The organism is Klebsiella sp. GFKo11 (assembly GCF_056490265.1).
In genome coordinates this window covers 4,407,505-4,433,854 of sequence record NZ_CM151369.1, presented here as the reverse complement: position 1 = coordinate 4,433,854, position 26,350 = coordinate 4,407,505, and the positions used below count along the sequence as shown (strand labels likewise).

Genomic DNA, 26,350 nt, shown 5'->3' with positions numbered 1-26,350 from the left:
ACACGAATGCGCGAAGAGGGGAGTAGACAAATCGCGGGATTTTGCTAAAAGTCAAAACAGACCCCGAAGCGGCAGAACTATCGACGGAGCGGGCGGATAACGCTATGTTATTCCTTTGCATTACACGAAGACCTGATGGAGCGATAATGAAAAATAGCGAACTGGAACAACTGATTAATGAAAAACTGAATAGCGCGGCCATCAGCGATTACGCACCCAATGGGTTACAGGTGGAAGGGCGCGAGACGGTGCAAAAAATCGTGACCGGCGTGACCGCCAGCCAGGCGCTGCTTGATGAAGCCGTGCGCCTGGAGGCAGATGCGGTGATTGTTCATCATGGTTATTTCTGGAAAGGCGAATCGCCCATTATTCGCGGCATGAAGCGCAACCGTCTTAAAACGCTGTTGGCTAACGATATCAACCTCTATGGCTGGCACCTTCCGCTCGACGCTCATCCGGAGTTGGGTAATAACGCTCAGTTGGCTTCATTACTTGGCATTAATGTGATGGGCGAAATCGAACCGCTGGTGCCGTGGGGCGAACTGTCGATGGCGGTATCCGGGCTGGAGCTGGCTTCGTGGATTGAAGCACGGCTGGGGCGTAAACCGCTGTGGAGCGGTGATACCGGGCCGGACAAAGTGACCCGCGTGGCGTGGTGCACCGGCGGCGGCCAGAGCTTTATCGATAGCGCGGCCCGTTTTGGCGTTGATGCGTTTATTACCGGTGAAGTTTCGGAGCAAACCATCCACTCGGCGCGCGAACAGGGGCTGCATTTCTATGCCGCCGGCCATCATGCCACCGAGCGCGGCGGTATTCGCGCGTTAAGCGAATGGTTGACGGAAAACACCGAACTGGATGTCACGTTTATTGATATTCCGAACCCGGCTTGATGAACGGAGGCAAAAGTGCAGCGAGCGCGTTGTTATTTGTTAGGTGAAACGGCAGTCGTACTGGAGCTTGAACCTCCGGTGACACTGGAGAGTCAGAAACGGATCTGGCGTTTAGCCCAGCGGCTGATTGGTCATACCGAGGTGGTGGAAGCCGTTCCGGGCATGAACAACATTACCGTGATATTGCGTAACCCCCAGCGAACGGCGTGGGATGCGATTGAGCGTTTGCAGCTCTGGTGGGAGGAGTGCGACACGCTTGAGCCGCAATCGCGGGAGATTTCGGTTCCGGTGGTTTACGGCGGCGAAGGGGGGCCGGATCTGGGAGAGGTGGCTCGCCACAGCGGCCTGAGCGAAAAGCAGGTGGTTGAACTGCACTCGTCGGTGGAGTACGTGGTGTGGTTCCTCGGCTTCCAGCCTGGGTTCCCGTACTTTGGCGGCCTGCCGGAGCAGCTGGCGATGCCGCGCCGGGCGGAGCCGCGTCTGCTGGTACCCGCCGGTTCTGTCGGTATTGGCGGGGCGCAAACCGGGATCTACCCGCTGGCTACGCCGGGCGGCTGGCAGCTTCTGGGCCATACGCCGCTGGCGCTGTTTGATCCGAAGCGCAAGGAACCGGTGCTGCTGCGTTCCGGTGACCGGGTGCGTTTCGTGCCGCAAAAGGAGGGCGTATGTTGAAGATTATCCGTGCCGGGATGTATACCTCGGTACAGGACGGCGGGCGTGAAGGGTTACGCCAGCTGGGTATCAGCCGCTGCGGCGCGATGGATAAACCGGCGCTGGTTATCGCCAATCTGCTGGTCGGTAATGGGGCCAACGCCGCAGCGCTGGAAATCACCCTGGGCCAGGTGGATATTCAGTTTGCCCGCGATGCCTGGTTTGCATTGACCGGTGCCGCCTGTGAAGCGACGCTGGATGGTCAACCGGTCTGGCTGGGCTGGCGCGTGGCAGCAAAAGCGGGTCAACGATTGGTGCTCAAAACGCCGCGGATCGGCATTCGCAGCTATCTGGCGGTGGCGGGAGGGATTGCGGTACCGAAAGTCCTCGGCTCGCGCAGTACCGATTTGAAAGTGGGAATTGGCGGCCTTGAGGGGCGACGATTGCAGGACGGTGACCAGCTAAAACTGGGGAAATCGACGAAGCAGTTCAGCACACCGCGTGGTGTAAAACAGTTGCCTGTGGGTAACTGGATCCGTGCTTTGCCGGGTCCGGAGTACCATGAGTTTGATAGCGTGTCGCAGCAAGCTTTCTGGCGCTCGCCGTGGCAGCTTAGCCCGCAGAGCAACCGGATGGGCTATCGCCTGCAAGGGCAGCCTTTGGTGCGTACCACCAATCGGGAGATGTTTTCCCACGGCCTGCTGCCCGGCGTGGTGCAGGTTCCGCATAACGGCCAGCCTATCGTGCTGATGAACGATGCGCAGACTACCGGCGGCTATCCGCGCATTGCCAGCATTATCGAAGCCGATATGTATCAGCTGGCGCAAATACCGCTCGGCCAACCTATTCACTTTGTCCCCTGTACGCTGGAAGAGGCGCTGAAAGCCCGCGCCGATCAGCAGCGTTATCTGGAGCAACTGGCGTGGAGACTAAACGATGAAAATTGATTTGAATGCCGACCTCGGCGAAGGCTGTGGTAACGACAGCGCGTTATTACAACTGGTCTCGTCCGCCAATATTGCCTGCGGCTTCCACGCAGGGGATGCCGTGATAATGCATAAGTGTGTCCGGGAAGCGCTAAAGTACGGCGTTGCCGTGGGAGCGCATCCCAGCTTTCCTGACCGGGAGAATTTTGGCCGTACGGCCATGCAGTTGCCGCCGGAGACGGTTTATGCACAGACGCTGTATCAGGTTGGTGCGCTGGCGGCGATGGTTCGTGCGGAAGGTGGCACGCTCCAGCACGTCAAACCTCACGGTATGCTCTACAACCAGGCGGCAAAAGATCCGCAGCTGGCGGACGCTATCGCCAGAGCTGTCCGCGATCTCGATTCGGCGCTGGTGCTGGTGGGGCTGGCGGGCAGTGAACTGATCCGCGCCGGGCAGCACTATCGCCTGACCACGCGGCAGGAAGTTTTTGCCGATCGCGGCTATCAGGCTGATGGCAACCTGGTACCGCGCACGCAGCCGGGAGCGCTTATCGATAGCGAAGAGCAGGCGCTGGCGCAGACCCTGGAAATGGTCCAACACAATCGGGTACGCAGCGTTACCGGAGAGTGGGCGCATGTGATGGCAGAAACCGTCTGTTTACATGGAGATGGGGAACATGCATTAGTTTTTGCGCGCCGCTTGCGTGCGGCGTTTGCCGGGCGCAATATACAGGTCAGCGCTGAAATAGAAGAATAAAAACAATATTATCAGTTAGTTAACAACAAACAACAATTCACAACATACAGGATGTTACTATGGGAGAGTCAGTATCCCTCTGGCCGTTGATCGGTATTGCCGCGATCGTGGTCGGATTCGTTTTGCGTTTTAACCCGGTGCTGGTGGTGATTATCTCCGGCATCGTCACCGGTCTGGCGGCCCATATGCCGGTTGCCACCATTCTTGAAAAGCTGGGTGAAGGGTTCCTTAATACCCGCAACCTACCGCTTATCCTGCTGTTGCCGCTGGCGGTTATTGGCCTGTTGGAGCGGCACGGCCTGAAAGAACGTGCGCAGGCGTGGATCGCGAAGATCCAAAGCGCTACGTCTGGTCGTCTGCTGATCGTCTACTTGTTTATCCGTGAAGTGACCGCCGCGCTCGGGTTGACCAGCCTGGGTGGTCATCCCCAAATGGTGCGCCCGCTGCTGGCGCCGATGGCGGAGGGGGCTGCGGAGAAAGTCCACGGGCCGCTGCCCGGCGCAATTCGCTATCGTTTACGCGCCATGTCGGCCGCGACCGATAACGTCGGCTTATTTTTCGGTGAGGATATTTTCGTCGCCTTCGGTGCGATTATCTTTATGCATAACTTCATGCTGGAGTCGGGCGGTATTCAGACCGAACCGCTGCATATCGCCCTGTGGGGGATCCCGACGGCGGTCTGCGCCTTCTTGATTCACTCCGCGCGCCTGTGGCGGCTGGATCATCAGATACAGCGTGAATTGAAGAAGATCAATGCTGGCCGGACTGAAGGCGGTGCGGCATGAATTTCCAACAAAACTATCTCTACTGGCTTGCGGGCGTCATTTTGCTGATTGTGGCGGTGATGTCATGGCGGGATAAAGCGAATCCGCGCCGTCTGACTACCGGTTTGTTCTGGGGTCTGTACGGTGTTGTATTCCTGTTTGGTGACTGGACATACCAACTGTTCGGCGATAAACGCACCGTTAATATTGCCGTTGGCTGCGTGGTCGTGGTGCTGGCGCTGATTGCCGGTTTTGGCGGCGTGAAGCTGGGAAAATATCATCAACGTTCGCCTGAAGAGCGTACTGAGAGCGCGACCCGCCTCGGTAACCGGCTGTTCTATCCGGCACTGGCGATTCCGGTGGTGACGGTCGTCGGTGTTTTATTGTTTAACAATTTGCCGTCGTTACAAGTGATGGTATTTGGCGCGGGTAACCACTCTACGCTGATTACTCTCTTCTCAATGACGCTCGGAACGTTGATCGGTCTGGCGATGGCTATTCGAATGACCCATGAAACGGCAGCGCAACCGTTACAGGAAGCGCGTCGTCTGCTGGATTCGGTCGGCTGGGCGTTTATTTTACCGCAGATCCTCGCGGTTCTCGGGCTGCTGTTTACCGCTGCGGGCGTTGGCAATAGCATCTCCTGGCTGACGCAGAACTATCTGGCGGTAGACAGCCGGTTTATCGCCGTTGCCGTCTATACCATTGGCATGGCGCTGCTGACGATGATCATGGGTAACGCTTTTGCCGCGTTCCCCATTATTACCGCAGGGGTCGGCATTCCCATTCTGGTGCTTCAGCATGGCGGTAACCCGGCGGTGATGGCGGCGATTGGTATGTTCTCCGGCTATTGCGGCACCCTGATGACGCCAATGGCGGCCAACTTTAATATCGTTCCGGCAGCGTTACTGGATCTGCCGGATAAAAATGCGGTCATTAAGGCGCAGATACCGACTGGCGTACTACTGCTTACCGTTAACGTCTTTTTGCTCTATTTCCTGATGTTCCTGTAAGGAGGGATCATGGCTGGCGTATTGATTACCGGTTTCGAGCCGTTTGGCGGCGAGGCGGTTAACCCTTCGTGGGAAGTGGTAAAGCAACTGGATGGCGTTATCATTGCCGGACAGCCTGTGGTGGCACGGCAGCTGCCGTGCGTTTTTGGCGAAGCTCTCACGGTATTAAATGCCGCGCTGGATGAGCTGGATCCCGTCTTGACCCTTGCCGTTGGTCAGGCGGGAGGGCGCGTCGATATTACCGTCGAACGGGTGGCGATTAACGTCGATGATGCGCGGATCCCGGACAATAAAGGTTTGCAGCCGATCGACGTGCCGATTGTTGCCGATGGTCCGGCGGCCTACTTCAGCTCGTTGCCGATCAAAGCGATCGTCTCCGCGCTGCGTGGTCGTGGGATCCCTGCATCGGTGTCGCAAACGGCGGGAACCTTTGTCTGCAACCATGTGATGTACGGTCTGCTGCATGGACTGCGTGCAAAGGCAGGCGCAAAGGGCGGCTTTATCCATATTCCCTATCTGCCGGAGCAGGCTGCGGCCCATCCTGGTGAAGCGAGTATGGCGGTAGAAACGGTGCGTGTAGCGCTGGAAACGGCTATCGCTGTCGCCCTGCAACAGGGCGATGACGTGAAAATCGGTGGCGGCGCCACGCACTAAACAGAAGGACATGATTATGCCGGAAGGCCCGGAAATCCGCCGCGCGGCGGATAGCCTGGAGGCGGCGATCAAAGGCGAACCCCTCACGCGAGCGTGGTTCGCCTTTCCGCAATTACAATCTTATCAATCTCAACTGGTCGGTCAGCAGGTAACGCGCATTGAAACTCGCGGTAAGGCGCTGTTGACTCATTTCTCCGGTGGGCTGACGCTTTATAGCCATAATCAGCTGTACGGCGTCTGGCGGGTGGTCGAGGCTGAGTCTCAGCCAGAGACGACCCGCATTCTGCGCGTCAGGCTACAGACGGCGCACAAGGCCATTTTGCTCTATAGCGCCTCCGATATTGAGATGCTGACCCCGGAACAGCTCGCTCAGCATCCGTTTTTGCTGCGGGTGGGGCCGGATGTGCTCGATATGACCCTCACTGTTGAACAGGTCAAAGAGCGGCTTCTATCGACGAAATTTCGCAACCGTCAATTCTCCGGGCTGCTGCTGGATCAAGCGTTTCTTGCGGGATTGGGGAATTATCTGCGCGTTGAGATCCTTTGGCAGGTGGGATTAACCGGGCGTCATAAAGCCTCTGAGCTGGATGACAAACAGCTTGATGCGCTGGCCCACGCGCTGCTCGATATCCCGCGTTTGTCTTACAACACGCGCGGTCTGGTGGATGAAAATAAACATCACGGCGCGCTGTTTCGTTTTAAGGTTTTCCATCGTGAAGGGGAGGCCTGCGAGCGCTGCGGCGGGATTATCGAGAGAACCATGCTGTCGTCGCGACCGTTTTACTGGTGCCCGGGGTGTCAGAATTAGCTATATGCCTGTTTTCGTAGGCCCGGTAAGGCGCTAGCCGGCACCGGGCAATTCCAGCCAGGTAAAATTTGTCAGCCATAAAAAAACGCGCCATCAGGCGCGTTTTTTATCTTCGAAATATCAGGCTTAGTATTTGATATCGTTTTTGAAATCGCGTTTTTCGTAGCCGGTGTACAGCTGACGTGGACGGGCGATTTTCATGCCATCGGTGTGCATTTCGTTCCAGTGTGCAATCCAGCCCACGGTACGCGCCATCGCGAAGATAACGGTAAACATGGAAGATGGGATGCCCATCGCTTTCAGAATGATACCGGAGTAGAAATCGACGTTCGGGTAAAGTTTCTTCTCGATGAAGTACGGGTCGTTGAGCGCAATGTGCTCAAGCTCCATTGCCACTTCCAGCAGATCGTCTTTGGTACCCAGCTCTTTCAGCACTTCATGGCAGGTTTCACGCATCACGGTGGCGCGCGGGTCATAGTTTTTATAAACACGGTGACCAAAGCCCATCAGGCGGAAAGAGTCATTTTTGTCTTTCGCACGACGCACAAATTCCGGAATGTGTTTAACCGAGCTGATCTCTTCCAGCATTTTCAGCGCTGCTTCGTTGGCGCCGCCGTGTGCCGGTCCCCACAGGGAAGCAATACCCGCAGCGATACAGGCGAATGGGTTCGCGCCAGAAGAGCCTGCGGTACGCACGGTGGATGTTGAGGCGTTCTGTTCGTGATCGGCATGCAGGATCAGGATACGGTCCATGGCGCGTTCCAGTATCGGGTTCACTTCATACTTTTCACACGGCGTGGAGAACATCATATTCAGGAAGTTACCCGCGTAGGAGAGGTCATTGCGCGGATAAACGAAAGGCTGGCCGATTGAATACTTGTAACACATCGCCGCCATAGTCGGCATTTTGGAAAGCAGGCGGAATGCGGCGATATCGCGGTGGCGTGGGTTATTCACATCCAGCGAATCGTGATAAAACGCAGCCAACGCACCGGTGATACCGCACATCACGGCCATCGGGTGAGAGTCGCGACGGAATGCGTGGAACAGACGGGTGATCTGCTCGTGAATCATGGTGTGGCGGGTAACGATAGTTTTGAATTCGTCGTACTGAGCCTGGGTCGGTTTTTCGCCGTTCAGCAGGATGTAGCACACTTCCAGGTAGTTGGAATCGGTCGCTAACTGATCGATCGGGAAACCGCGGTGCAGCAGGATACCTTCATCACCGTCGATAAAGGTGATTTTAGATTCACATGATGCGGTTGAGGTGAAACCAGGGTCAAAAGTAAATACGCCTTTTGAACCAAGACTACGAATATCAATAACATCCTGACCGAGAGTGCCTTTTAGCACATCCAGTTCAATAGCAGTATCACCACCCAGGGTGATTTTTGCTTTAGCATCAGACATTTATGGTCTCCTTAGCGCCTTTATTGCTTAAGGCTGCCGGGTGGTGGATTTGCATTCGGCCCGTAGCGGATGACGTTACCAGTTTGTTATGTTGCACATCGCTCTGCGTCGCGAAAAGGGCAGGGTACAGAGCAAGGGCGCTTGATGGTAAGTCTTCAGTCTACGTTGAAACAACAGCAAATCAGCGTTTTAGCAGCCCGAATTTTATAAACTATATACCACTAATAACTGTCCTGATTACATCGGTCAATACTCTCTCACTGTTACATAACTTATTCGCAGGTAAAAGAGTGACCCCATAACTTTTGCCTATCATCGCATTTATCTGGTAATGGTTGTAACAATAATGTTTAATATTTGTCAAATCAGATGATTAAATTTTAAAAATATGTTGTTATCGTGACATTGATCACTGTTCGGGAGAAAACCCGACAAACTATATGTAGGTTAATTGTAATGATTTTGTGAACGGCCTATACTGCCGCCAGGTCTCCGGAACACCCTGCAATCCCGAGCCACCCAGCGTTATTTTGTCAGATTTGAACTCTTGAAAAGGGGTTTTAATATGACTTCAGGTTATAGATAAGGACGCTGTCTGACCCGCAAGCAGACCGGAGGAAGGAAACAATAAGAACAGCATGTGGGCGTTATTCATGGTAAGAAATGTGAAAAAACAAAGACCTGTCAATCTGGATCTACAAACGATCCGGTTCCCAATCACGGCGATAGCGTCCATTCTCCATCGCGTATCCGGAGTGATCACTTTTGTGGCGGTCGGGATTCTGCTTTGGTTGTTGGGCACCAGCCTTTCCTCTCCCGAAGGTTTCCTCACGGCGGCATCCATCATGGATAGCTTCTTTGTGAAGTTCATCATGTGGGGCATTTTAACCGCGCTGGCTTATCACGCAGTGGTGGGTATTCGCCACCTGCTGATGGATTTTGGCTATCTTGAAGAAACCCTCGAAGTAGGGACACGCTCCGCCAAGATTTCTTTTGTTATTACTGTCGTGCTTTCACTTCTCGCAGGAGTACTCGTATGGTAAGCAACGCCTCAGCACTAGGACGCAACGGCGTACATGACTTTATTCTGGTCCGTGCTACCGCCATCGTCCTCACCCTATACATCATCTATATGGTCGGCTTCTTTGCCACCACTGGTGAAATTTCATGGGAAGTCTGGACGGGCTTTTTCTCCTCCGCGTTCACTAAAGTCTTCACCCTGCTGGCTCTCGTCTCCATTCTGATCCACGCCTGGATCGGTATGTGGCAGGTGTTAACGGACTACGTTAAACCACTGGCTGTACGTTTGGTTCTGCAACTGCTTATCGTGGTTGCGCTGGTGGCTTACGTCCTTTATGGATTTGTTGTGGTGTGGGGTGTGTAATGAAATTGCCTGTCAGAGAATTTGATGCAGTTGTGATTGGTGCCGGTGGCGCAGGTATGCGCGCGGCGCTGCAAATTTCCCAGAGCGGCCAGACCTGTGCGCTGCTCTCCAAAGTTTTCCCGACCCGTTCCCATACCGTTTCCGCACAGGGTGGCATCACCGTGGCGCTCGGTAATACCCATGAAGATAACTGGGAATGGCACATGTACGACACCGTAAAAGGGTCGGACTATATTGGTGACCAGGACGCCATTGAATATATGTGCAAAACCGGTCCGGAAGCGATTCTTGAACTGGATCATATGGGCCTGCCGTTCTCTCGTCTCGACGATGGCACCATCTATCAACGTCCGTTTGGCGGCCAGTCGAAAAACTTCGGCGGCGAGCAGGCGGCACGTACCGCCGCGGCGGCTGACCGTACTGGTCACGCCTTACTGCACACGCTGTATCAGCAGAACCTGAAAAACCACACCACTATTTTCTCTGAGTGGTATGCGCTGGATCTGGTGAAAAACGCCGATGGCGCCGTGGTCGGTTGTACCGCCCTGTGTATCGAAACCGGTGAAGTGGTCTACTTCAAAGCCCGCGCAACCGTGCTGGCGACCGGCGGCGCAGGCCGTATTTACCAGTCCACCACCAACGCGCATATCAATACCGGTGACGGCGTTGGTATGGCAATCCGCGCCGGTGTGCCGGTACAGGATATGGAGATGTGGCAGTTCCACCCAACCGGTATCGCCGGGGCAGGGGTTCTGGTCACCGAAGGCTGCCGTGGTGAAGGCGGATACCTGCTGAATAAACACGGCGAGCGCTTTATGGAGCGCTATGCCCCGAATGCGAAAGACCTGGCGGGTCGTGACGTGGTGGCGCGTTCCATCATGATCGAAATCCGCGAAGGCCGCGGCTGCGACGGTCCGTGGGGCCCGCACGCGAAACTGAAGCTCGACCATCTGGGTAAAGAAGTTCTCGAATCCCGTCTGCCGGGTATCCTTGAGCTCTCCCGTACCTTCGCCCACGTTGACCCAGTGAAAGAGCCGATTCCGGTTATTCCAACCTGCCACTACATGATGGGCGGTATTCCGACCCGCGTAAGCGGCCAGGCGCTGACCGTGAACGAGCAGGGTGAAGACGTGGTGATTCCGGGGCTGTTCGCAGTGGGTGAAATCGCCTGCGTATCGGTCCACGGCGCTAACCGTCTGGGCGGCAACTCGCTGCTTGACCTGGTGGTATTTGGCCGCGCGGTCGGTCTGCATCTGCAAGAATCTATTGCTGAGCAGGGCGAACTTCGCGATGCAACAGAAGAAGAGATTGATGCTTCTCTGGAGCGCCTGAACCGCTGGAACGGCAACCGTAACGGTGAAGACCCGGTCGAAATCCGCAAAGCGCTGCAAGAATGTATGCAGCACAACTTCTCGGTATTCCGCGAAGGTGATGCGATGGCGAAAGGTCTTGAGCAACTGAAAGCTATCCGCGAGCGTCTGAAAAATGCCCGTCTGGATGACACTTCCAGCGAGTTCAACACCCAGCGCGTTGAGTGCCTGGAGCTGGATAACCTGATGGAAACCGCTTACGCAACTGCGGTATCTGCAAACTTCCGTACTGAAAGCCGTGGCGCGCATAGCCGCTTCGACTATCCGGATCGTGATGATGCGAACTGGCTGTGTCATTCCCTGTATCTGCCAGAATCGGAATCCATGACGCGACGTCAAGTCAATATGGAACCGAAACTGCGTCCGGCATTCCCGCCGAAGATTCGTACTTATTAATGCGGAGACAGGAATATGAAACTCGAGTTTTCAGTTTATCGTTATAACCCGGACGTAGACGATGCTCCGCATATGCAGGATTACACCCTGGAAGCGGAAGAAGGTCGCGACATGATGCTGCTCGATGCGCTGATGCAGCTGAAAGAAAAAGATCCGTCGTTGTCGTTCCGTCGTTCCTGCCGTGAAGGGGTTTGTGGCTCCGACGGCCTGAACATGAACGGCAAAAATGGTCTGGCCTGTATCACGCCGATCTCCGCGCTGAATAAGCCAGGTAAGAAAATTGTTATCCGTCCGCTACCAGGGTTGCCAGTTATTCGCGATTTGGTTGTAGACATGGGGCAATTCTATGCACAATATGAGAAGATTAAGCCTTACTTGTTGAATAATGGGCAAAATCCTCCGGCTCGCGAGCATCTGCAGATGCCAGAGCAGCGTGAGAAACTTGATGGTTTGTACGAGTGTATTCTCTGCGCATGTTGTTCGACGTCTTGCCCGTCGTTCTGGTGGAACCCTGATAAGTTTGTCGGCCCGGCCGGTCTGCTGGCGGCGTATCGCTTCTTGATTGACAGCCGCGATACCGAAACCGACAGCCGTCTTGAAGGGTTGAGCGATGCTTTCAGCGTATTCCGCTGTCACAGCATTATGAACTGCGTCAGTGTTTGTCCTAAGGGTCTGAACCCGACGCGCGCCATCGGCCACATCAAGTCGATGCTATTGCAGCGCAGTGCATAAGTAGTCAGAGGGGAGCGCTGTTCCCCTCACCCTAACCCTCTCCCAATGGGAGAGGGGACAGATAGCAGGAAATCTTTAAAAACCGCCAAATATGTACCAGTAATCAAGGCGTTCAGAGCGAGGTAAGGCGGCAACTGAACGTATCCCCGGGAGCATAGTGAACTATGTGACCGGGGTAAGTGAAGGCAGCTAACGCAACCGCAGCCTGAACGCCGAAGATTAATGGCAGTTTTTAAAGGTTCCTTAGCGGAAGAAACCACAACTCCTCCGCAAAAAGTGAACCCCGGCACGTACAACTTCTGTGCGTGGTAGTTTCTACGGCGAAATAAGCATATAAATGCTTAAGGGATCACGATGCAGAACGGCGCAATGAAAGCCTGGCTGGACTCTTCTTACCTCTCTGGTTCTAACCAGAGCTGGATAGAACAGCTCTATGAAGACTTCTTAACCGATCCTGACTCTGTTGACGCCAACTGGCGTTCTATGTTCCAGCAGTTACCTGGCACCGGAGTCAAACCGGATCAATTTCATTCCAAAACGCGTGATTATTTCCGCCGCCTGGCGAAGGATGCCTCACGTTACACTTCTTCGATTTCCGACCCTGACACCAATGTGAAGCAGGTTAAAGTCCTGCAGCTCATCAACGCATACCGCTTCCGTGGTCACCAGCATGCGAATCTCGATCCGCTGGGGCTGTGGCAGCAAGAGAGAGTGGCGGATCTTGATCCGGCTTACCACGATCTGACCGAGGCCGATTTCCAGGAAATCTATAACGTAGGTTCTTTTGCCATCGGTAAAGATACGATGAAGCTGGGCGATCTGGTTTCTGCCCTCAAGCAAACCTACTGCGGCTCCATCGGCGCGGAATACATGCACATTACCTCTACCGAAGAAAAACGCTGGATCCAGCAGCGCATCGAGTCGGTAGCTGGCAAAGCGAGCTTTAGCGCAGAAGAGAAAAAACGCTTCCTGAGCGAGCTGACCGCAGCGGAAGGCCTGGAGCGCTACCTCGGGGCTAAATTCCCCGGCGCAAAACGTTTCTCGCTGGAAGGCGGCGATGCGTTAATCCCAATGCTCAAAGAGATTATCCGCCACGCGGGTAAGAGCGGCACCCGCGAAGTGGTGCTGGGTATGGCGCACCGTGGTCGTCTGAACGTACTGGTCAACGTGCTGGGTAAAAAACCACAGGACCTGTTCGACGAGTTCGCTGGCAAACATAAAGAACACCTCGGCACCGGCGACGTGAAGTACCACATGGGCTTCTCTTCCGATATGGAAACCGAAGGCGGTCTGGTGCACCTGGCGCTGGCGTTTAACCCATCGCACCTGGAAATCGTCAGCCCGGTAGTTATTGGTTCCGTACGTGCTCGCCTCGACCGTCTGGACGAGCCGAGCAGCAACAAAGTTCTGCCGATTACCATTCACGGTGACGCCGCAGTCACCGGGCAGGGCGTGGTTCAGGAAACCCTGAACATGTCCAAAGCGCGCGGCTATGAAGTGGGCGGTACCGTTCGCATCGTTATTAACAACCAGGTGGGCTTCACCACTTCCAACCCACTGGATGCGCGTTCTACCCCGTACTGCACCGATATCGGTAAAATGGTGCAATCGCCGATTTTCCACGTTAATGCGGATGACCCGGAAGCTGTCGCTTTCGTTACCCGACTGGCGCTGGATTTCCGCAACACCTTCAAGCGCGATGTCTTTATCGACCTGTTCTGCTATCGCCGTCATGGCCATAACGAAGCCGATGAGCCGAGTGCAACTCAGCCGTTGATGTATCAGAAAATCAAAAAGCATCCGACCCCGCGCAAAATCTATGCTGACAAGCTGGAAGCCGATAAAGTCGCGACGCTGGAAGACGCTACCGAGCAGGTTAACCTCTACCGCGACGCGCTGGATGCTGGCGAATGCGTGGTGCAGGAGTGGCGTCCGATGAACATGCACTCCTTTACCTGGTCCCCGTACCTCAACCACGAGTGGGATGAGAGCTACCCGGACAAAGTTGAGCCTAAGCGTCTGCAGGAGCTGGCTAAGCGCATCAGCACCGTGCCGGAAGGCATTGAAATGCAGTCCCGCGTGGCGAAGATTTACGGCGATCGCCAGTCAATGGCCGCCGGCGAGAAGCTGTTCGACTGGGGCGGCGCGGAAAACCTTGCCTACGCCACCATGGTTGATGAAGGAATTTCCGTGCGCTTGTCGGGTGAAGACTCCGGGCGCGGCACCTTCTTCCACCGCCATGCAGTGATCCATAACCAGAAAAATGGTTCGACTTATACGCCGCTGCAGCACGTTCACAACGGTCAGGGTCACTTCAAGGTTTGGGACTCCGTCCTGTCTGAAGAAGCCGTTCTGGCGTTTGAATACGGTTATGCCACCGCTGAGCCGCGCACCCTGACCATCTGGGAAGCGCAGTTTGGTGACTTCGCCAACGGCGCGCAGGTAGTTATCGACCAGTTCATTAGCTCCGGTGAGCAGAAGTGGGGTCGTATGTGCGGCCTGGTGATGCTGCTGCCGCACGGCTACGAAGGCCAGGGTCCGGAGCACTCCTCCGCGCGTCTGGAACGTTATCTGCAGCTTTGCGCTGAGCAAAATATGCAAGTCTGCGTGCCTTCAACTCCGGCGCAGGTTTACCATATGCTGCGTCGTCAGGCGCTGCGCGGTATGCGCCGTCCGCTGATCGTAATGTCACCGAAATCTCTGCTGCGTCACCCACTGGCGGTGTCGAGCATGGACGAACTGGCGAACGGCACCTTCCAACCGGCTATCGGAGAAATCGACGACCTCGACCCGAAAGCGGTGAAGCGCGTTGTGCTGTGCTCTGGTAAGGTTTACTACGACCTGCTGGAACAGCGCCGCAAGAACGACCAAAAAGATGTTGCTATCGTTCGCGTAGAGCAGCTCTATCCGTTCCCGCATCAGGCGGTACAGGAAGCGCTGAAACCTTATGCGCACGTGCATGAATTTGTCTGGTGCCAGGAAGAACCGCTCAACCAGGGCGCGTGGTACTGCAGCCAGCATCACTTCCGCGAAGTGATTCCGTTTGGGGCTTCTCTGCGTTATGCAGGCCGCCCGGCCTCCGCCTCTCCGGCGGTAGGATACTTGTCCGTTCACCAGAAACAGCAACAAGATCTGGTCAATGACGCGCTGAACGTCGATTAATTAAAGGATACATAATGAGTAGCGTAGATATTCTGGTTCCCGATCTGCCTGAGTCCGTAGCTGACGCGACGGTTGCGACCTGGCATAAAAAACCGGGCGATAGCGTCCAGCGTGATGAAGTGCTGGTAGAAATCGAAACTGACAAAGTGGTACTGGAAGTACCGGCATCAGCGGACGGCATTCTGGAAGCAGTGCTGGAAGATGAAGGCGCCACCGTGCTGTCTCGTCAGATCCTCGGTCGCCTGCGTGAAGGCAACAGCGCGGGCAAAGAGTCCGGCGAGAAAGCCGACGCCAAAGAGTCTACCCCGGCTCAGCGTCAGCAAGCGTCTCTAGAAGAACAAAGCAACGACGCGCTGAGCCCGGCGATTCGTCGCCTGCTGGCTGAACACAACCTCGACGCGGCGGCCATTAAAGGCACCGGCGTTGGCGGCCGCCTGACCCGTGAAGATGTTGAGAAACATCTGGCAAGCGCTCCGGCTAAAGCGGAAGCGAAAGCCCCGGCAGCAGCCACCACCGCAGCGGCTCCGGCAGCACAACTGGGCCATCGCTCTGAAAAACGTGTGCCGATGACCCGTCTGCGCAAACGCGTTGCTGAGCGTCTGCTGGAAGCGAAGAACTCTACCGCCATGCTGACGACCTTCAACGAAGTCAACATGAAGCCGATTATGGATCTGCGTAAGCAGTACGGCGACGCGTTTGAAAAACGTCACGGTATCCGCCTTGGCTTCATGTCCTTCTACGTGAAGGCGGTCGTTGAAGCGCTGAAACGCTATCCGGAAGTGAACGCTTCCATTGATGGCGATGACGTGGTTTACCACAACTATTTCGATGTCAGCATGGCGGTCTCCACGCCGCGCGGCCTGGTGACCCCGGTCCTGCGCGATGTCGACCTGCTGGGCATGGCGGACATCGAGAAGAATATTAAAGAGTTGGCACTGAAAGGCCGCGACGGCAAGCTGACCGTAGATGACCTGATCGGCGGTAATTTCACTATTACCAACGGCGGCGTATTCGGTTCTCTGATGTCCACGCCAATCATCAACCCACCGCAGAGCGCTATTTTGGGTATGCATGCCATTAAAGACCGTCCGATGGCGGTCAATGGTAAGGTAGAAATTCTGCCGATGATGTACCTGGCGCTCTCCTACGACCACCGTCTGATCGACGGACGTGAATCGGTAGGCTTCCTGGTGGCGATTAAAGATCTGCTGGAAGACCCGACTCGTCTGCTGCTGGACGTGTAGTAGTCCCAATGGCCCGGTGCCCAGGCCCGGGCCAATAAAAACATCATCAGCCTGCAGTTTTGTCGGCTACATGATAACGATTACCTGAAGGATGGACTGAACACATGAACTTACATGAATATCAGGCAAAACAACTCTTTGCCCGCTATGGCTTACCGGCGCCGGTGGGTTATGCCTGTACTACTCCGCGTGAAGCAGAAGAAGCCGCTTCAAAAATCGGCGCGGGTCCGTGGGTAGTGAAATGTCAGGTTCACGCTGGTGGCCGCGGCAAAGCGGGCGGTGTGAAAGTGGTTAACAGCAAAGAAGACATTCGCGCCTTTGCTGAACATTGGCTGGGCAAACGCCTGGTGACCTACCAGACAGATGCCAACGGCCAGCCGGTTAACCAGATCCTGGTTGAAGCGGCGACCGATATCGCTAAAGAACTGTACCTTGGCGCTGTGGTTGACCGTAGCTCCCGTCGCGTGGTCTTTATGGCCTCTACCGAAGGCGGCGTGGAAATCGAAAAAGTGGCGGAAGAGACCCCGCACCTGATCCACAAAATTGCTATCGATCCGCTGGCGGGCCCGATGCCTTACCAGGGTCGTGAGCTGGCGTTCAAACTGGGTCTGGAAGGTAAGCAGGTTCAGCAGTTCACCAAAATCTTTATGGGCCTGGCGACCATTTTCCTTGAGCGTGACCTGGCGCTGATCGAAATCAACCCGCTGGTTATCACTAAGCAGGGCGACCTGATCTGCCTCGACGGCAAACTGGGCGCTGACGGCAACGCGCTGTTCCGCCAGCCTGATCTGCGCGAAATGCGCGACCAGTCTCAGGAAGACCCGCGCGAAGCGCAGGCAGCACAGTGGGAACTGAACTACGTCGCGCTGGACGGCAACATCGGCTGTATGGTTAACGGCGCAGGCCTGGCGATGGGTACCATGGACATCGTTAAGCTGCACGGCGGCGAACCAGCTAACTTCCTCGACGTTGGCGGTGGTGCGACCAAAGAGCGCGTGACCGAAGCGTTCAAAATCATCCTCTCTGATGACAACGTGAAAGCGGTTCTGGTTAACATCTTCGGCGGTATCGTTCGTTGTGACCTGATTGCTGACGGTATCATCGGCGCGGTTGCCGAAGTGGGCGTTAACGTCCCGGTGGTTGTTCGTCTGGAAGGTAACAACGCCGAACTGGGCGCGAAAAAACTGGCTGACAGCGGCCTGAATATTATTGCAGCGAAAAGTCTGACGGATGCAGCTCAGCAGGTTGTTGCCGCAGTGGAGGGGAAATAATGTCCGTTTTAATTAATAAAGATACCAAGGTTATCTGCCAGGGCTTCACCGGTAGCCAGGGGACTTTCCACTCTGAACAAGCGATTGCTTACGGTACCCAAATGGTTGGCGGCGTGACGCCAGGCAAAGGCGGCACTTCTCACCTGGGCCTGCCGGTGTTTAACACCGTGCGTGAAGCGGTAGACGCGACCGGCGCGACTGCATCGGTTATCTACGTTCCGGCTCCGTTCTGCAAAGACTCCATTCTGGAAGCGATCGATGCAGGCATCAAACTGATCATCACCATCACCGAAGGTATCCCGACGCTGGATATGCTGACCGTGAAGGTGAAACTTGATGAAGCGGGCGTGCGCATGATTGGCCCGAACTGCCCGGGTGTTATCACCCCAGGCGAATGCAAAATCGGCATCATGCCGGGCCACATTCACAAGCCGGGCAAAGTGGGCATCGTTTCCCGCTCTGGTACCCTGACTTACGAAGCGGTTAAGCAGACTACTGACTACGGTTTCGGCCAGTCCACCTGCGTGGGCATCGGCGGCGACCCGATCCCGGGCTCTAACTTTATCGATATCCTGAAGCTGTTCCAGGAAGATCCGCAGACTGAAGCGATCGTGATGATCGGTGAGATCGGCGGCAGCGCGGAAGAAGAAGCGGCTGCCTATATCAAAGATCACGTGACTAAACCGGTTGTTGGCTATATCGCAGGTGTGACCGCGCCGAAAGGCAAACGTATGGGTCACGCGGGCGCGATCATCGCGGGTGGTAAAGGGACGGCGGATGAGAAGTTCGCAGCTCTTGAAGCCGCAGGCGTGAAAACCGTTCGCAGCCTGGCCGATATCGGCGAAGCGCTGAAATCAGTCATTAAGTAATAAGTAAAAAAACAGCCCTGACTATCTGCATGGTCAAGGGCTGGTCCAGTTTCGACATGGTTGGCCATCTGATGATGGCCTTTTTTAACGGCGGCGTTTTGCCACCAGCGTAAATTTGTAGTCATCACTTTTGAAGGTATTGCGGCTGTATTCGAAGACGCGACCATCCAGCAGAAACCCGCGAGAAACTTTCTCCAATACCGGTTTTCCCTGTGTAATACCTAGCATCATTACCGTATCCTCATCCGGGATGACCGGGATCAGCTCCTGTTCGCTGCGATCGATAATCATCTTTTTGGTTTGCTCAATATAGTGATATTTAGAGTTTTCCATCACTTCCCATGTCAGATCGGGAAAGAGCGCGAGGGGCATCCATGTCTCTTCGAGGGTAACGGCTTTTTGTTTAATAAAGCGTACCCGCTTTACGTGCCAGACCTTATCCACAGCTGTTAGCTGTAGCAGTTCGGCCAGCGTTTCCCCGGCGGGAATAACCTCGAAGACTTTGACTTCACTGTGGGTTTCAACCTGACGGTCGGCGAGCTTTTCATAAAAGCTGGTGAGCTGGTAAATGTCATAGTTGACCCGCTCCTCTTTAACATATGAGCCGCTGCCCTGAATACTTTCAATGATCCCTTGCTCGGTGAGCAGCTTCAGCGCTTGCCTGACGGTCACGCGGCTGACGTTAAAGGCCGCCTGCAGCGCGGATTCAGTCGGCAGGGCATCCCCCGGCTTTAACTCGCCGCGCGTAACCTGCTGGCGCAGTTCATCGGCAATCTGGCGATACATCGGTTTTTTGTTCATTTCATTTCACTTTTGTATCAATCGGTTAATACCTTTAGGGGAATTATGCCGACATCTGCACAATAGTAAATAATACAATTTAAATACAAATTATCGTTATTTAGTGAAATTGATCACTTAAATGTATTATCTTGTCTGGCACAATCGTGGTACATAATAACGACAATCCTGTGAGGATCATGATGAACCTGACGACTCTGTCCCACCCTCGTGCGGTCTGTTTACATGCACGATTTACCGATCGCGATGACGCCATTCGCCAACTGGCGCAGCGCCTGGCTGAACTGGGAAAAATTACCGATGCACAAGCGTATCTGGACGAAGTTTTTCAGCGCGAATCGCTGGGACCCACCGCGCTTGGCGAGGGGCTGGCGGTGCCGCATGGCAAGTCGGCAGCGGTAAAAGAGGCGGCGTTTGCGGTGGCGACGCTGAGCGAACCGCTGGCATGGGAAGGGGTCGATGGCCCTGAACCGGTTGAGCTTATCTTCCTGCTGGCAATCCCGCCCGCAGAAGCAGGTTCCACCCATATCCAGATTCTGACAGAACTGACCACCCGCCTTGCGGATGACGATTTGCGTGGTCGCGTGATGGCGGCCAACAGCGCAGAGGAACTGCTGGCGGCGCTGGATTCTGAACCCGCGAAGGAAGGCAGTGTGGCAAACGCGAACGCGCCCACCATTGTCTGCGTTACCGCGTGTCCTGCGGGGATCGCGCATACCTATATGGCGGCGGAGTATCTGGAAAAGGCCGGACGTCAGATGGGCGTCAACGTGATCGTGGAAAAGCAGGGGGCTAACGGGATTGAAGGACGCATAACCGCCCAGCAGTTAAACGATGCGCGGGCGTGTATTTTTGCGGCAGAAGTGGCGATCAAAGAGAGCGAGCGCTTTAGCGGAATTCCGTCAATTTCCGTGCCTGTCGCCGAGCCTTTGCGTCACGCGAAAGCGCTTATCGACCGGGCGCTGGCGCTGGAACCGATGCAGGGTGAGAGAAAATCTCAGCCGCAGGCGGAGGTGAAAAAGAGCGTTAAAACCGAGCTAAAACAGGCGCTGCTGAGCGGTATCTCTTTTGCCGTGCCGCTGATTGTCGCCGGGGGGACAGTGCTGGCCGTGGCGGTGCTACTGGCGCAGATTTTTGGTTTGCAGCACCTGTTCGATCAGGAAAATTCGTGGCTATGGATGTATCGCAAACTCGGCGGCGGCCTGCTGGGGACGCTGATGGTGCCGGTGCTGGCGGCCTATACGGCGTATTCCCTGGCGGACAAACCGGCACTGGCCCCCGGCTTTGCCGCCGGGCTGGCGGCCAATATGATTGGCGCAGGATTTTTAGGTGCCGTAGCGGGGGGCCTGATTGCCGGCTATCTGATGCGCTGGGTGAAAAAACATATTCGCCTGAGCAACCGCTTTAACGGCTTTCTGACTTACTACCTCTATCCGGTTATCGGCACGCTGGGCGCAGGCAGCCTGATGCTGTTTGTGATTGGTGAGCCCGTCGCCTGGATCAACACCTCGCTGACGGCTTGGCTGAATGGGCTATCGGGCACCAACGCGCTGCTGCTCGGTATGATCCTGGGTTTTATGTGTTCATTTGACCTCGGTGGGCCGGTCAATAAAGCGGCGTATGCCTTCTGCCTGGGAGCGATGGCCAACGGCGTCTTCGGCCCTTACGCCATTTTCGCTTCGGTGAAAATGGTTTCCGCCTTCACCGTCACAGCTTCAACCATGCTGGCTCCGCATCTGTTTAAACAGTTTGAGATCGAGACCGGTAAATCCACCTGGTTGCTCGGTCTGGCGGGGATTACCGAAGGGGCGATTCCGATGGCGATTGAAGATCCGGTGCGCGTGATTGGCTCCTTCGTGCTGGGTTCGATGGCGACCGGGGCAATCGTTGGGGCTATGGGGATTGGGCTTTCCACCCCAGGCGCAGGCATTTTCTCTCTCTTTTTACTCCTGCCCGCAGACATGAGCGCGGTGATGGCCGCCGCGGGTTGGTTTGGCGCTGCGCTGCTTGGGACGGTCATCTCCACGGCGATTTTGCTGCTCTGGCGTCGCCAGGCGGTAAAACAGGGGAAATACGTCACCGATAGCGTGATGCCATAAGCACTTACTCAACAGGAAACGAAGATGAAAGCAGTATCTCGCGTTCACATTACGCCGCATATGCACTGGGACCGAGAGTGGTATTTCACCACCGAAGAGTCGCGCATTTTGCTGGTCAACAATATGGAAGAGATCCTCGCTCGCCTTGAGCAGGATGCTGAGTACAAATATTACGTACTGGATGGGCAAACGGCAGTGCTGGAGGATTATTTTGCCGTTAAGCCGGAAAACCGTGAGCGGGTGAAAGCGCTTGTGGAGGCCGGGAAGCTGATTATCGGGCCGTGGTATACGCAGACGGATACCAGCATTGTTTCCGGTGAGTCGATTGTTCGTAACCTGATGTACGGTATCCGTGACTGCATGGCTTTCGGTGAGCCGATGAAGATTGGTTATCTACCTGATTCATTTGGGATGTCCGCGCAGATGCCGCATATTTACAACGGTTTTGGTATCACTCGTACTATGTTCTGGCGCGGCTGCTCTGAGCGCCATGGCACTGACAAAACCGAGTTCCTATGGCAAAGCGCCGACGGCAGCGAGGTCACGACACAGGTGCTACCGCTGGGCTATGCGATTGGTAAGTACTTACCAGAGGATGAAGTCGGGCTGCGTAAGCGGCTCGATAGCTACTTCGAGGTGTTGGAAAACGCCTCGATCACCAAAGAGATTCTGCTGCCCAACGGGCACGACCAGATGCCGTTGCAGCAAAATATTTTTGCGGTGATGGATAAACTGCGTGAAATCTACCCGCAGCGGAAATTTGTCATGAGCCGTTTCGAAGAGGTGTTCGCCAGCATCGAAGCGCACCGCGAAGAGCTGGCTACGCTGCGTGGCGAGTTTATCGACGGCAAATATATGCGCGTGCATCGAACGATTGGCTCCACGCGAATGGACATCAAAATTGCCCATGCCCGCATTGAGAATAAGATAGTCAACCTGCTGGAACCGCTGGCGACGCTGGCCTGGACGTTAGGTTTTGAATATCACCACGGTCTGCTGGAAAAAATGTGGAAAGAGATCTTAAAAAACCACGCCCATGACAGCATCGGCTGCTGCTGTAGCGATAAAGTGCATCGCGAAATCGTTTCTCGCTTCGTACTGGCTGAAGATATGGCCGATAACCTGATTCGTTTCTACCTGCGCAAGATCACCGACAACATGGCGCACAGTGAAGAAGACAAACTGGTGATGTTCAACCTGATGCCGTGGCCGCGTGAAGAGGTGATCAACACCACCATCCGCCTTCGCGCCAGCCAGTTCCGCCTGTTAGATGGTAAGGGGAACGAAATTCCTTACTTTATTCGCGACGCGCGCGAGTTGGATCCGGGCCTTATTGATCGGCAAATCGTCCATTACGGCAACTACGAACCGTTTATGGAATTCGATATTCAGCTGAACCAGATTCTGCCTTCAATGGGCTACCGTACGCTGTATATCGAGCCGCACGTTGCGGGCCGTCAGGCGATACCCGCTGCGGCAACGCAAGCGCTGTTGGAAAATGCGTTCTGGCAGATCGATCTCAATAACGATGGAACGCTACAACTGCGGGATAAGGATTCAGGGATTATTTATCAGCGGGTTCTGGAAATCGAAGAAAGCGCCGACGACGGCGATGAATACGACTACTCCCCCTCACGGGAGGATTGGCGGCTCACTTCTGCGGGCGTCGCGTTTGAACATGAAGTTATCCGTGAGGGGTGGCAAAGCCGGGCGATAATTCGCTACCGGATGGCAGTGCCGGAGAATCTGGCCGCCCGTGCGGCGCGTCAGCGCAACGGCGAAGTTAGCATCGAAATTGAAATCACCTTAAGCCATAACAGTCGGCGGATTGATGTGGATGTCCGTCTGGATAATCAGGCTGACGATCACCGCATTCGGGTATTGATCCCGACGCCGTTTAACGCCACCGAAGTGCTGGCGGATACCCAGTTTGGCACAATAATGCGCCCCGTTCATGACGAGGCGATGGCCAACTGGCAGGAAGAGGGATGGAAAGAAGCGCCGGTACCCGTCTGGAATCTACTTAACTACGCCGCGTTGCAAGATGGGCGTAACGGCCTTGCGGTGTTTAGTGAAGGATTGCGCGAGTTCGAGGTGGTGGGCGAGGAGAAAAAAGCGTTTGCCCTGACGTTGCTGCGCGGGGTTGGTTTACTCGGTAAAGAGGATCTGTTATTGCGCCCCGGCAGGCCATCAGGCATCAAAATGCCGGTGCCTGACTCCCAGGTGCGCGGCGTGTTGCACGGGCGCTTCAGCCTGTTTAGCTATAGCGGGACGCCTCTGAACGTCGGACTGGCTCAGCAGGCGCGGGCCTGGCTGACGCCGATCCAGTGCTATAACAAAATCCCGTGGGATGCAATGAAGCTGAATAAGGCGGCGTTTACGACTCCCGACAGCTATAGCCTGTTGAGTATGTCGCCGGTTGGGTGCCAACTGAGCGTGCTGAAAAAAGCCGAGGACAGGGATGAAATCATCCTGCGTCTGTTCAATCCCTCTGATAGCGTCTGCTGCGATGCGGCGGTGTCGTTTAGTCATGGCATAACCCGTTGCCGTGAAACCGGTATGGATGAAGTACCGCGCGCCGGGCAGGATGATACTCAGGGGATCAACGGCGCGTTTCAACCAGGACAGTCGCGGACGTTTAGTCTGAAACTGGTCTAATTTGTACGATGGATAAGCGCCAGCGCAGTGGCTCTGGCGCTTACCGAGCCATTATCAGGATGACGCCAGCGCCTTCAGCCAGCGAATGCCGCTTTCCGGCGAGGTCATCACCGGCACCGGCGGGGTGGGGAGCTGCTGTAATACCCGCGCCATCGAGGCCTGCGCCAGCATCACCACATCCGCCTGGGTAAACGCGCTCTTTAATCCTTCGCTGACGATACGATCGTGGGTGTCCATATCTCCCGCTAACAGCGCATGGAAGGCTTCTTCCATTAATATCGGCGTGATAGTGCGCTGCTGACCGCTTTCCTGAACTTTGCGCTGCACGTAATCCAGCGTCGGCTTCAGCGTGGTGGCGACGGTTGCCAGCACGGCAATACGCTCGCCTTTACTGATGGCCTCTTCCACCATCGCGCAATCAATACGCGCAAGCTGGAGCGGGGTCATAAACTGGCACTGTTCGACCGCGGTGCCAATTGAGGAGCAGGCGGTAATAAAGATGTCGCAATCTGCTTTTTCGGCGATATGCACATAGTCGGCGATGCGGGCGGCAATATTTGGCGATACGCCGCCGGCCTTCATCACCTGTTTAATCATGGACTCTTCGACCAGGTGCATCACCTCGACTGCCGGCATGATGTCGGCAATCAGCTGCTGCATCATGGCAAGCGTGGCGGCGCTGGTGTGTAGCATGGCAACTTTTTTCATTGGGCAATCTCCTTAAGCAAATTTTCCGCGACGGCCATTGCCGCATCATGATCTTCCTGTGCTGACAGACCGCCGACTGCGACGGCGCCCAGGCATTTACCGTCATGCAGAATTGGAACTCCGCCGGGCAGGGCGGTAAAACGCGGGTCGGCAAAATAACCAATATCTAACTGTTCTTTTTGCAGGCGCTGCAAAAACGCCTGGGTGGTGCAGCCTAAGCGGCTGCTGGTGCGCGCTTTGCGCTGGGTCAGCTCAATGGTTAACAGTTTGGCTGTATCCATGCGGGCAAAGCTCAGTAGCTCCCCGCTGGCATCGCACACCGCCACGCTTAGCGGGCGATTTGCGTAACGATTTTCGGCGAGGGTGAGCGCACTCTCCACGGCACGTATTGCTTGCTGTAAGGTCAGAGTAGTCATCATGAATTATCCTTTTGAAAGATGTTCAGAAACGGGCTGATGTGTCTGTTGAGCGGCCGCCGCCTGTGCCTGGCGGGCATCTTTTTTGCGCCAGTAGTTGGCGAGCAGCGAGCCGCTGACGTTGCCAAGCGGGGTCATTACCGCCGAGGCAAGGCCGACGGTCGCCAGTTTGCCCATGGCAGCGGCAAGCCCTGAGGCCATGCCGCCGTTTTGCAGGCCGACTTCAAAGGCCACGGTGCGGGCGGACTGTACATCCATGCGGAAGATCCAGCGGCTCATCAGGTAGCCAATCAGGAAGCCGCCGAGGTTGTGCATCAGCATGGCGAAGCAAAGCAGGAAGCCGACCTGCACCAGGTTGTCGCGCCCTGCGGCAGCGGCAGTCGTAGTGAAGAAAATAATCCCGATCATTGAGATGGTCGGCATAATCTTCTTAATGCTCTCGACGCGACCGTACAGCCAGTTGTAGAACAGCGCCCAGACGAGACCGCCTGCGACAAAATTCAGCACCACCGCGTACATTTGCGCTTCTGCGCTGGCGGAACCGAATTGTGCGTCCCAGCCACCGGCGCTCATATACAGCAGCCACAGAGCGCCAATCCCGGCCAGAATCTGCACGGTTCGACGGCCGCGCACGCCAGCGTATGTTTTCAGGTAGTCATGTAAAATCGCCGCGCCGATAGGGATGAGCACGATTTTCACCACGTCCATCACCATCGCGGTGAGCTGAATATCGATCATGGAACCGGCCAGCAAATTCACCCATAGCGGCGTCATCACCGTTGCCGCCAGCGTCGAAACTGCGGCGATGGAAACGGCCAGCGCCAGGTTGGCGTTAGCGATGTACACCATTACCGTCGAAGAGAGGCCGCTCGGACAGGCGCCGATCAGCAGAATACCCACCGCCACTTCAGGCGGAAAATCAAAGATCAGGGTAATGCTCAGGCCAAGTAGCGGCATGATCACGAAGTGGCAGAAGGTACCGATAAATACCGCCCACGGCATTTTGGCGACGTCGATAAAATCCTGGATCGTCAACTTGGTGCCCATGCTGAACATGGTGGCCTGGATAACCAAAAACACGATCCATTTATGGGTGATATTGAAACCGCCCCAGACGATCAGATCTGTAGACCAGGTCATCGCGGCGACAAAACCGGCGATGATCCACAACGTAAATTGATAGCTGCGTAGTCCGGGCCAGTAACCCGCGCCTGCCGCAAACCCGGCGGTGAACATCACCAGTCCGGGCTGCCAGAGAGCGGGAGATTGCATCAGCGCGCCAATCGCCGCCAGCGCGATACCGGCGATGCTGACGCCGAGCCCGGCTTTATGTATAACGCTCGTCATAGTCATAATGAAATGTCCTT

The 26,350-nt window shown here is 55.4% G+C and carries 24 protein-coding genes; 18 read left to right on the top strand and 6 right to left on the bottom strand.

The features are described 5' to 3' along the window. Positions 1-146: 146 nt before the first annotated feature. From AC07P6_RS21495 to nei, 8 genes are read left to right on the top strand one after another with little or no spacing between them, the layout of a single operon-like run. Positions 147-890, top strand: coding sequence for a type 2 GTP cyclohydrolase I (locus AC07P6_RS21495; protein ID WP_110277319.1), 744 nt, complete (start codon positions 147-149; stop codon positions 888-890). Between the two features lie 15 nt (positions 891-905). Then, entirely contained in the window at positions 906-1,562 is a 657-nt protein-coding gene (gene pxpB, locus AC07P6_RS21490; RefSeq protein ID WP_110277318.1) for a 5-oxoprolinase subunit PxpB, read from the top strand. Beyond that, positions 1,556-2,488, top strand: coding sequence for a 5-oxoprolinase subunit PxpC (gene pxpC / locus AC07P6_RS21485; protein WP_478314571.1), 933 nt, complete (start codon positions 1,556-1,558; stop codon positions 2,486-2,488). Before pxpB ends, pxpC begins: the two co-directional genes overlap by 7 nt. After that, on the top strand, positions 2,478-3,224 hold the full coding sequence (gene pxpA / locus AC07P6_RS21480; RefSeq protein ID WP_304257065.1) for a 5-oxoprolinase subunit PxpA: 747 nt from the start codon (positions 2,478-2,480) through the stop codon (positions 3,222-3,224). Before pxpC ends, pxpA begins: the two co-directional genes overlap by 11 nt. A 59-nt stretch (positions 3,225-3,283) precedes the next feature. After that, a complete protein-coding gene (locus AC07P6_RS21475; protein ID WP_112214482.1) occupies positions 3,284-4,009 on the top strand; it encodes a DUF969 domain-containing protein in 726 nt (241 codons plus the stop codon). Then, complete coding sequence (locus tag AC07P6_RS21470) at positions 4,006-5,001, top strand: DUF979 domain-containing protein (RefSeq protein ID WP_142512013.1); 996 nt, start codon at positions 4,006-4,008, stop codon at positions 4,999-5,001. Before AC07P6_RS21475 ends, AC07P6_RS21470 begins: the two co-directional genes overlap by 4 nt. A gap of 9 nt (positions 5,002-5,010) precedes the next feature. After that, positions 5,011-5,655: a pyroglutamyl-peptidase I gene (gene pcp / locus AC07P6_RS21465; RefSeq protein WP_304257069.1), complete on the top strand. Its 645-nt coding sequence runs from the start codon at positions 5,011-5,013 to the stop codon at positions 5,653-5,655. A 16-nt stretch (positions 5,656-5,671) separates the two neighbouring features. Next, a complete protein-coding gene (gene nei, locus AC07P6_RS21460; protein ID WP_478314569.1) occupies positions 5,672-6,463 on the top strand; it encodes an endonuclease VIII in 792 nt (263 codons plus the stop codon). A gap of 126 nt (positions 6,464-6,589) precedes the next feature. Here nei and gltA read toward each other — a convergent pair whose 3' ends face one another. Both gltA and AC07P6_RS21450 read right to left on the bottom strand, forming a co-directional pair. Beyond that, positions 6,590-7,873 (bottom strand): citrate synthase, encoded by a 1,284-nt coding sequence (gene gltA / locus AC07P6_RS21455; RefSeq protein WP_110277311.1) that lies wholly within the window; start codon positions 7,871-7,873, stop codon positions 6,590-6,592. A gap of 211 nt (positions 7,874-8,084) precedes the next feature. Next, positions 8,085-8,189 (bottom strand): hypothetical protein, encoded by a 105-nt coding sequence (locus AC07P6_RS21450; RefSeq protein ID WP_420915780.1) that lies wholly within the window; start codon positions 8,187-8,189, stop codon positions 8,085-8,087. A gap of 322 nt (positions 8,190-8,511) precedes the next feature. Here AC07P6_RS21450 and sdhC point away from each other — a divergent pair, with 322 nt between their 5' ends. The 8 genes from sdhC (at position 8,512) to sucD (ending at position 18,301) form a co-directional block, all read left to right on the top strand. Continuing rightward, positions 8,512-8,916, top strand: a complete 405-nt coding sequence (gene sdhC, locus AC07P6_RS21445) for a succinate dehydrogenase cytochrome b556 subunit (RefSeq protein WP_004130523.1) — start codon at positions 8,512-8,514, stop codon at positions 8,914-8,916. Continuing rightward, on the top strand, positions 8,910-9,257 hold the full coding sequence (gene sdhD, locus AC07P6_RS21440) for a succinate dehydrogenase membrane anchor subunit (RefSeq protein WP_041144632.1): 348 nt from the start codon (positions 8,910-8,912) through the stop codon (positions 9,255-9,257). The genes sdhC and sdhD overlap by 7 nt, the downstream gene beginning before the upstream one ends. After that, positions 9,257-11,023 carry a succinate dehydrogenase flavoprotein subunit gene (gene sdhA, locus AC07P6_RS21435; RefSeq protein WP_110277309.1) on the top strand — a complete coding sequence of 589 codons (1,767 nt, stop codon included), beginning with the start codon at positions 9,257-9,259 and terminating at the stop codon, positions 11,021-11,023. Before sdhD ends, sdhA begins: the two co-directional genes overlap by 1 nt. Positions 11,024-11,038: 15 nt before the next feature. Further along, positions 11,039-11,755, top strand: a complete 717-nt coding sequence (gene sdhB, locus AC07P6_RS21430) for a succinate dehydrogenase iron-sulfur subunit SdhB (RefSeq protein ID WP_110277308.1) — start codon at positions 11,039-11,041, stop codon at positions 11,753-11,755. A 354-nt stretch (positions 11,756-12,109) separates the two neighbouring features. Next, on the top strand, positions 12,110-14,917 hold the full coding sequence (gene sucA / locus AC07P6_RS21425; protein ID WP_110277307.1) for a 2-oxoglutarate dehydrogenase E1 component: 2,808 nt from the start codon (positions 12,110-12,112) through the stop codon (positions 14,915-14,917). A 14-nt stretch (positions 14,918-14,931) separates the two neighbouring features. Further along, the gene (gene odhB, locus AC07P6_RS21420; protein WP_182237246.1) at positions 14,932-16,161 is read left to right on the top strand and encodes a 2-oxoglutarate dehydrogenase complex dihydrolipoyllysine-residue succinyltransferase; all 1,230 of its coding nucleotides are present in this window, start codon (positions 14,932-14,934) and stop codon (positions 16,159-16,161) included. A gap of 104 nt (positions 16,162-16,265) precedes the next feature. Continuing rightward, positions 16,266-17,432, top strand: coding sequence for an ADP-forming succinate--CoA ligase subunit beta (sucC, locus tag AC07P6_RS21415; protein ID WP_110277305.1), 1,167 nt, complete (start codon positions 16,266-16,268; stop codon positions 17,430-17,432). Then, positions 17,432-18,301 carry a succinate--CoA ligase subunit alpha gene (gene sucD, locus AC07P6_RS21410; protein WP_110277304.1) on the top strand — a complete coding sequence of 290 codons (870 nt, stop codon included), beginning with the start codon at positions 17,432-17,434 and terminating at the stop codon, positions 18,299-18,301. Before sucC ends, sucD begins: the two co-directional genes overlap by 1 nt. Positions 18,302-18,385: 84 nt before the next feature. Here sucD and AC07P6_RS21405 read toward each other — a convergent pair whose 3' ends face one another. After that, complete coding sequence (locus tag AC07P6_RS21405; protein ID WP_478314565.1) at positions 18,386-19,102, bottom strand: GntR family transcriptional regulator; 717 nt, start codon at positions 19,100-19,102, stop codon at positions 18,386-18,388. Positions 19,103-19,284: 182 nt separating this feature from the next. Between AC07P6_RS21405 and mngA the strand changes: the two genes are divergently transcribed. After that, entirely contained in the window at positions 19,285-21,201 is a 1,917-nt protein-coding gene (mngA, locus tag AC07P6_RS21400) for a PTS 2-O-a-mannosyl-D-glycerate transporter subunit IIABC (protein WP_434664177.1), read from the top strand. A 24-nt stretch (positions 21,202-21,225) separates the two neighbouring features. Then, positions 21,226-23,859, top strand: coding sequence for a mannosylglycerate hydrolase (gene mngB / locus AC07P6_RS21395; protein WP_478314563.1), 2,634 nt, complete (start codon positions 21,226-21,228; stop codon positions 23,857-23,859). 54 nt (positions 23,860-23,913) lie between these two features. Here the strand turns inward: mngB and AC07P6_RS21390 are convergent, their stop codons facing one another. From AC07P6_RS21390 to AC07P6_RS21380, 3 genes are read right to left on the bottom strand one after another with little or no spacing between them, the layout of a single operon-like run. After that, positions 23,914-24,567 (bottom strand): aspartate/glutamate racemase family protein, encoded by a 654-nt coding sequence (locus tag AC07P6_RS21390; protein ID WP_478314561.1) that lies wholly within the window; start codon positions 24,565-24,567, stop codon positions 23,914-23,916. Next, complete coding sequence (locus AC07P6_RS21385; RefSeq protein WP_478317051.1) at positions 24,564-24,983, bottom strand: GlcG/HbpS family heme-binding protein; 420 nt, start codon at positions 24,981-24,983, stop codon at positions 24,564-24,566. Before AC07P6_RS21385 ends, AC07P6_RS21390 begins: the two co-directional genes overlap by 4 nt. Positions 24,984-24,989: 6 nt before the next feature. Continuing rightward, positions 24,990-26,336 (bottom strand): bile acid:sodium symporter family protein, encoded by a 1,347-nt coding sequence (locus tag AC07P6_RS21380; RefSeq protein WP_434659741.1) that lies wholly within the window; start codon positions 26,334-26,336, stop codon positions 24,990-24,992. Positions 26,337-26,350: the final 14 nt, after the last annotated feature.

What these genes read in the sequence shown, in the direction of transcription:
- sdhC (WP_004130523.1), top strand. Translation starts at nt 8,512, where the DNA reads ATGTGGGCGTTATTCATGGTAAGAAATGTGAAAAAACAAAGACCTGTC.
- AC07P6_RS21380 (WP_434659741.1), bottom strand. Translation starts at nt 26,336, where the DNA reads ATGACTATGACGAGCGTTATACATAAAGCCGGGCTCGGCGTCAGCATC.
- AC07P6_RS21495 (WP_110277319.1), top strand. Translation starts at nt 147, where the DNA reads ATGAAAAATAGCGAACTGGAACAACTGATTAATGAAAAACTGAATAGC.
- AC07P6_RS21390 (WP_478314561.1), bottom strand. Translation starts at nt 24,567, where the DNA reads ATGAAAAAAGTTGCCATGCTACACACCAGCGCCGCCACGCTTGCCATG.
- mngB (WP_478314563.1), top strand. Translation starts at nt 21,226, where the DNA reads ATGAAAGCAGTATCTCGCGTTCACATTACGCCGCATATGCACTGGGAC.
- mngA (WP_434664177.1), top strand. Translation starts at nt 19,285, where the DNA reads ATGAACCTGACGACTCTGTCCCACCCTCGTGCGGTCTGTTTACATGCA.
- sdhD (WP_041144632.1), top strand. Translation starts at nt 8,910, where the DNA reads ATGGTAAGCAACGCCTCAGCACTAGGACGCAACGGCGTACATGACTTT.
- sdhA (WP_110277309.1), top strand. Translation starts at nt 9,257, where the DNA reads ATGAAATTGCCTGTCAGAGAATTTGATGCAGTTGTGATTGGTGCCGGT.
- odhB (WP_182237246.1), top strand. Translation starts at nt 14,932, where the DNA reads ATGAGTAGCGTAGATATTCTGGTTCCCGATCTGCCTGAGTCCGTAGCT.
- sucC (WP_110277305.1), top strand. Translation starts at nt 16,266, where the DNA reads ATGAACTTACATGAATATCAGGCAAAACAACTCTTTGCCCGCTATGGC.
- sdhB (WP_110277308.1), top strand. Translation starts at nt 11,039, where the DNA reads ATGAAACTCGAGTTTTCAGTTTATCGTTATAACCCGGACGTAGACGAT.
- AC07P6_RS21470 (WP_142512013.1), top strand. Translation starts at nt 4,006, where the DNA reads ATGAATTTCCAACAAAACTATCTCTACTGGCTTGCGGGCGTCATTTTG.
- AC07P6_RS21385 (WP_478317051.1), bottom strand. Translation starts at nt 24,983, where the DNA reads ATGACTACTCTGACCTTACAGCAAGCAATACGTGCCGTGGAGAGTGCG.
- AC07P6_RS21405 (WP_478314565.1), bottom strand. Translation starts at nt 19,102, where the DNA reads ATGAACAAAAAACCGATGTATCGCCAGATTGCCGATGAACTGCGCCAG.
- pxpC (WP_478314571.1), top strand. Translation starts at nt 1,556, where the DNA reads ATGTTGAAGATTATCCGTGCCGGGATGTATACCTCGGTACAGGACGGC.
- sucA (WP_110277307.1), top strand. Translation starts at nt 12,110, where the DNA reads ATGCAGAACGGCGCAATGAAAGCCTGGCTGGACTCTTCTTACCTCTCT.
- pcp (WP_304257069.1), top strand. Translation starts at nt 5,011, where the DNA reads ATGGCTGGCGTATTGATTACCGGTTTCGAGCCGTTTGGCGGCGAGGCG.
- nei (WP_478314569.1), top strand. Translation starts at nt 5,672, where the DNA reads ATGCCGGAAGGCCCGGAAATCCGCCGCGCGGCGGATAGCCTGGAGGCG.
- gltA (WP_110277311.1), bottom strand. Translation starts at nt 7,873, where the DNA reads ATGTCTGATGCTAAAGCAAAAATCACCCTGGGTGGTGATACTGCTATT.
- AC07P6_RS21450 (WP_420915780.1), bottom strand. Translation starts at nt 8,189, where the DNA reads ATGATAGGCAAAAGTTATGGGGTCACTCTTTTACCTGCGAATAAGTTA.
- sucD (WP_110277304.1), top strand. Translation starts at nt 17,432, where the DNA reads ATGTCCGTTTTAATTAATAAAGATACCAAGGTTATCTGCCAGGGCTTC.
- AC07P6_RS21475 (WP_112214482.1), top strand. Translation starts at nt 3,284, where the DNA reads ATGGGAGAGTCAGTATCCCTCTGGCCGTTGATCGGTATTGCCGCGATC.
- pxpA (WP_304257065.1), top strand. Translation starts at nt 2,478, where the DNA reads ATGAAAATTGATTTGAATGCCGACCTCGGCGAAGGCTGTGGTAACGAC.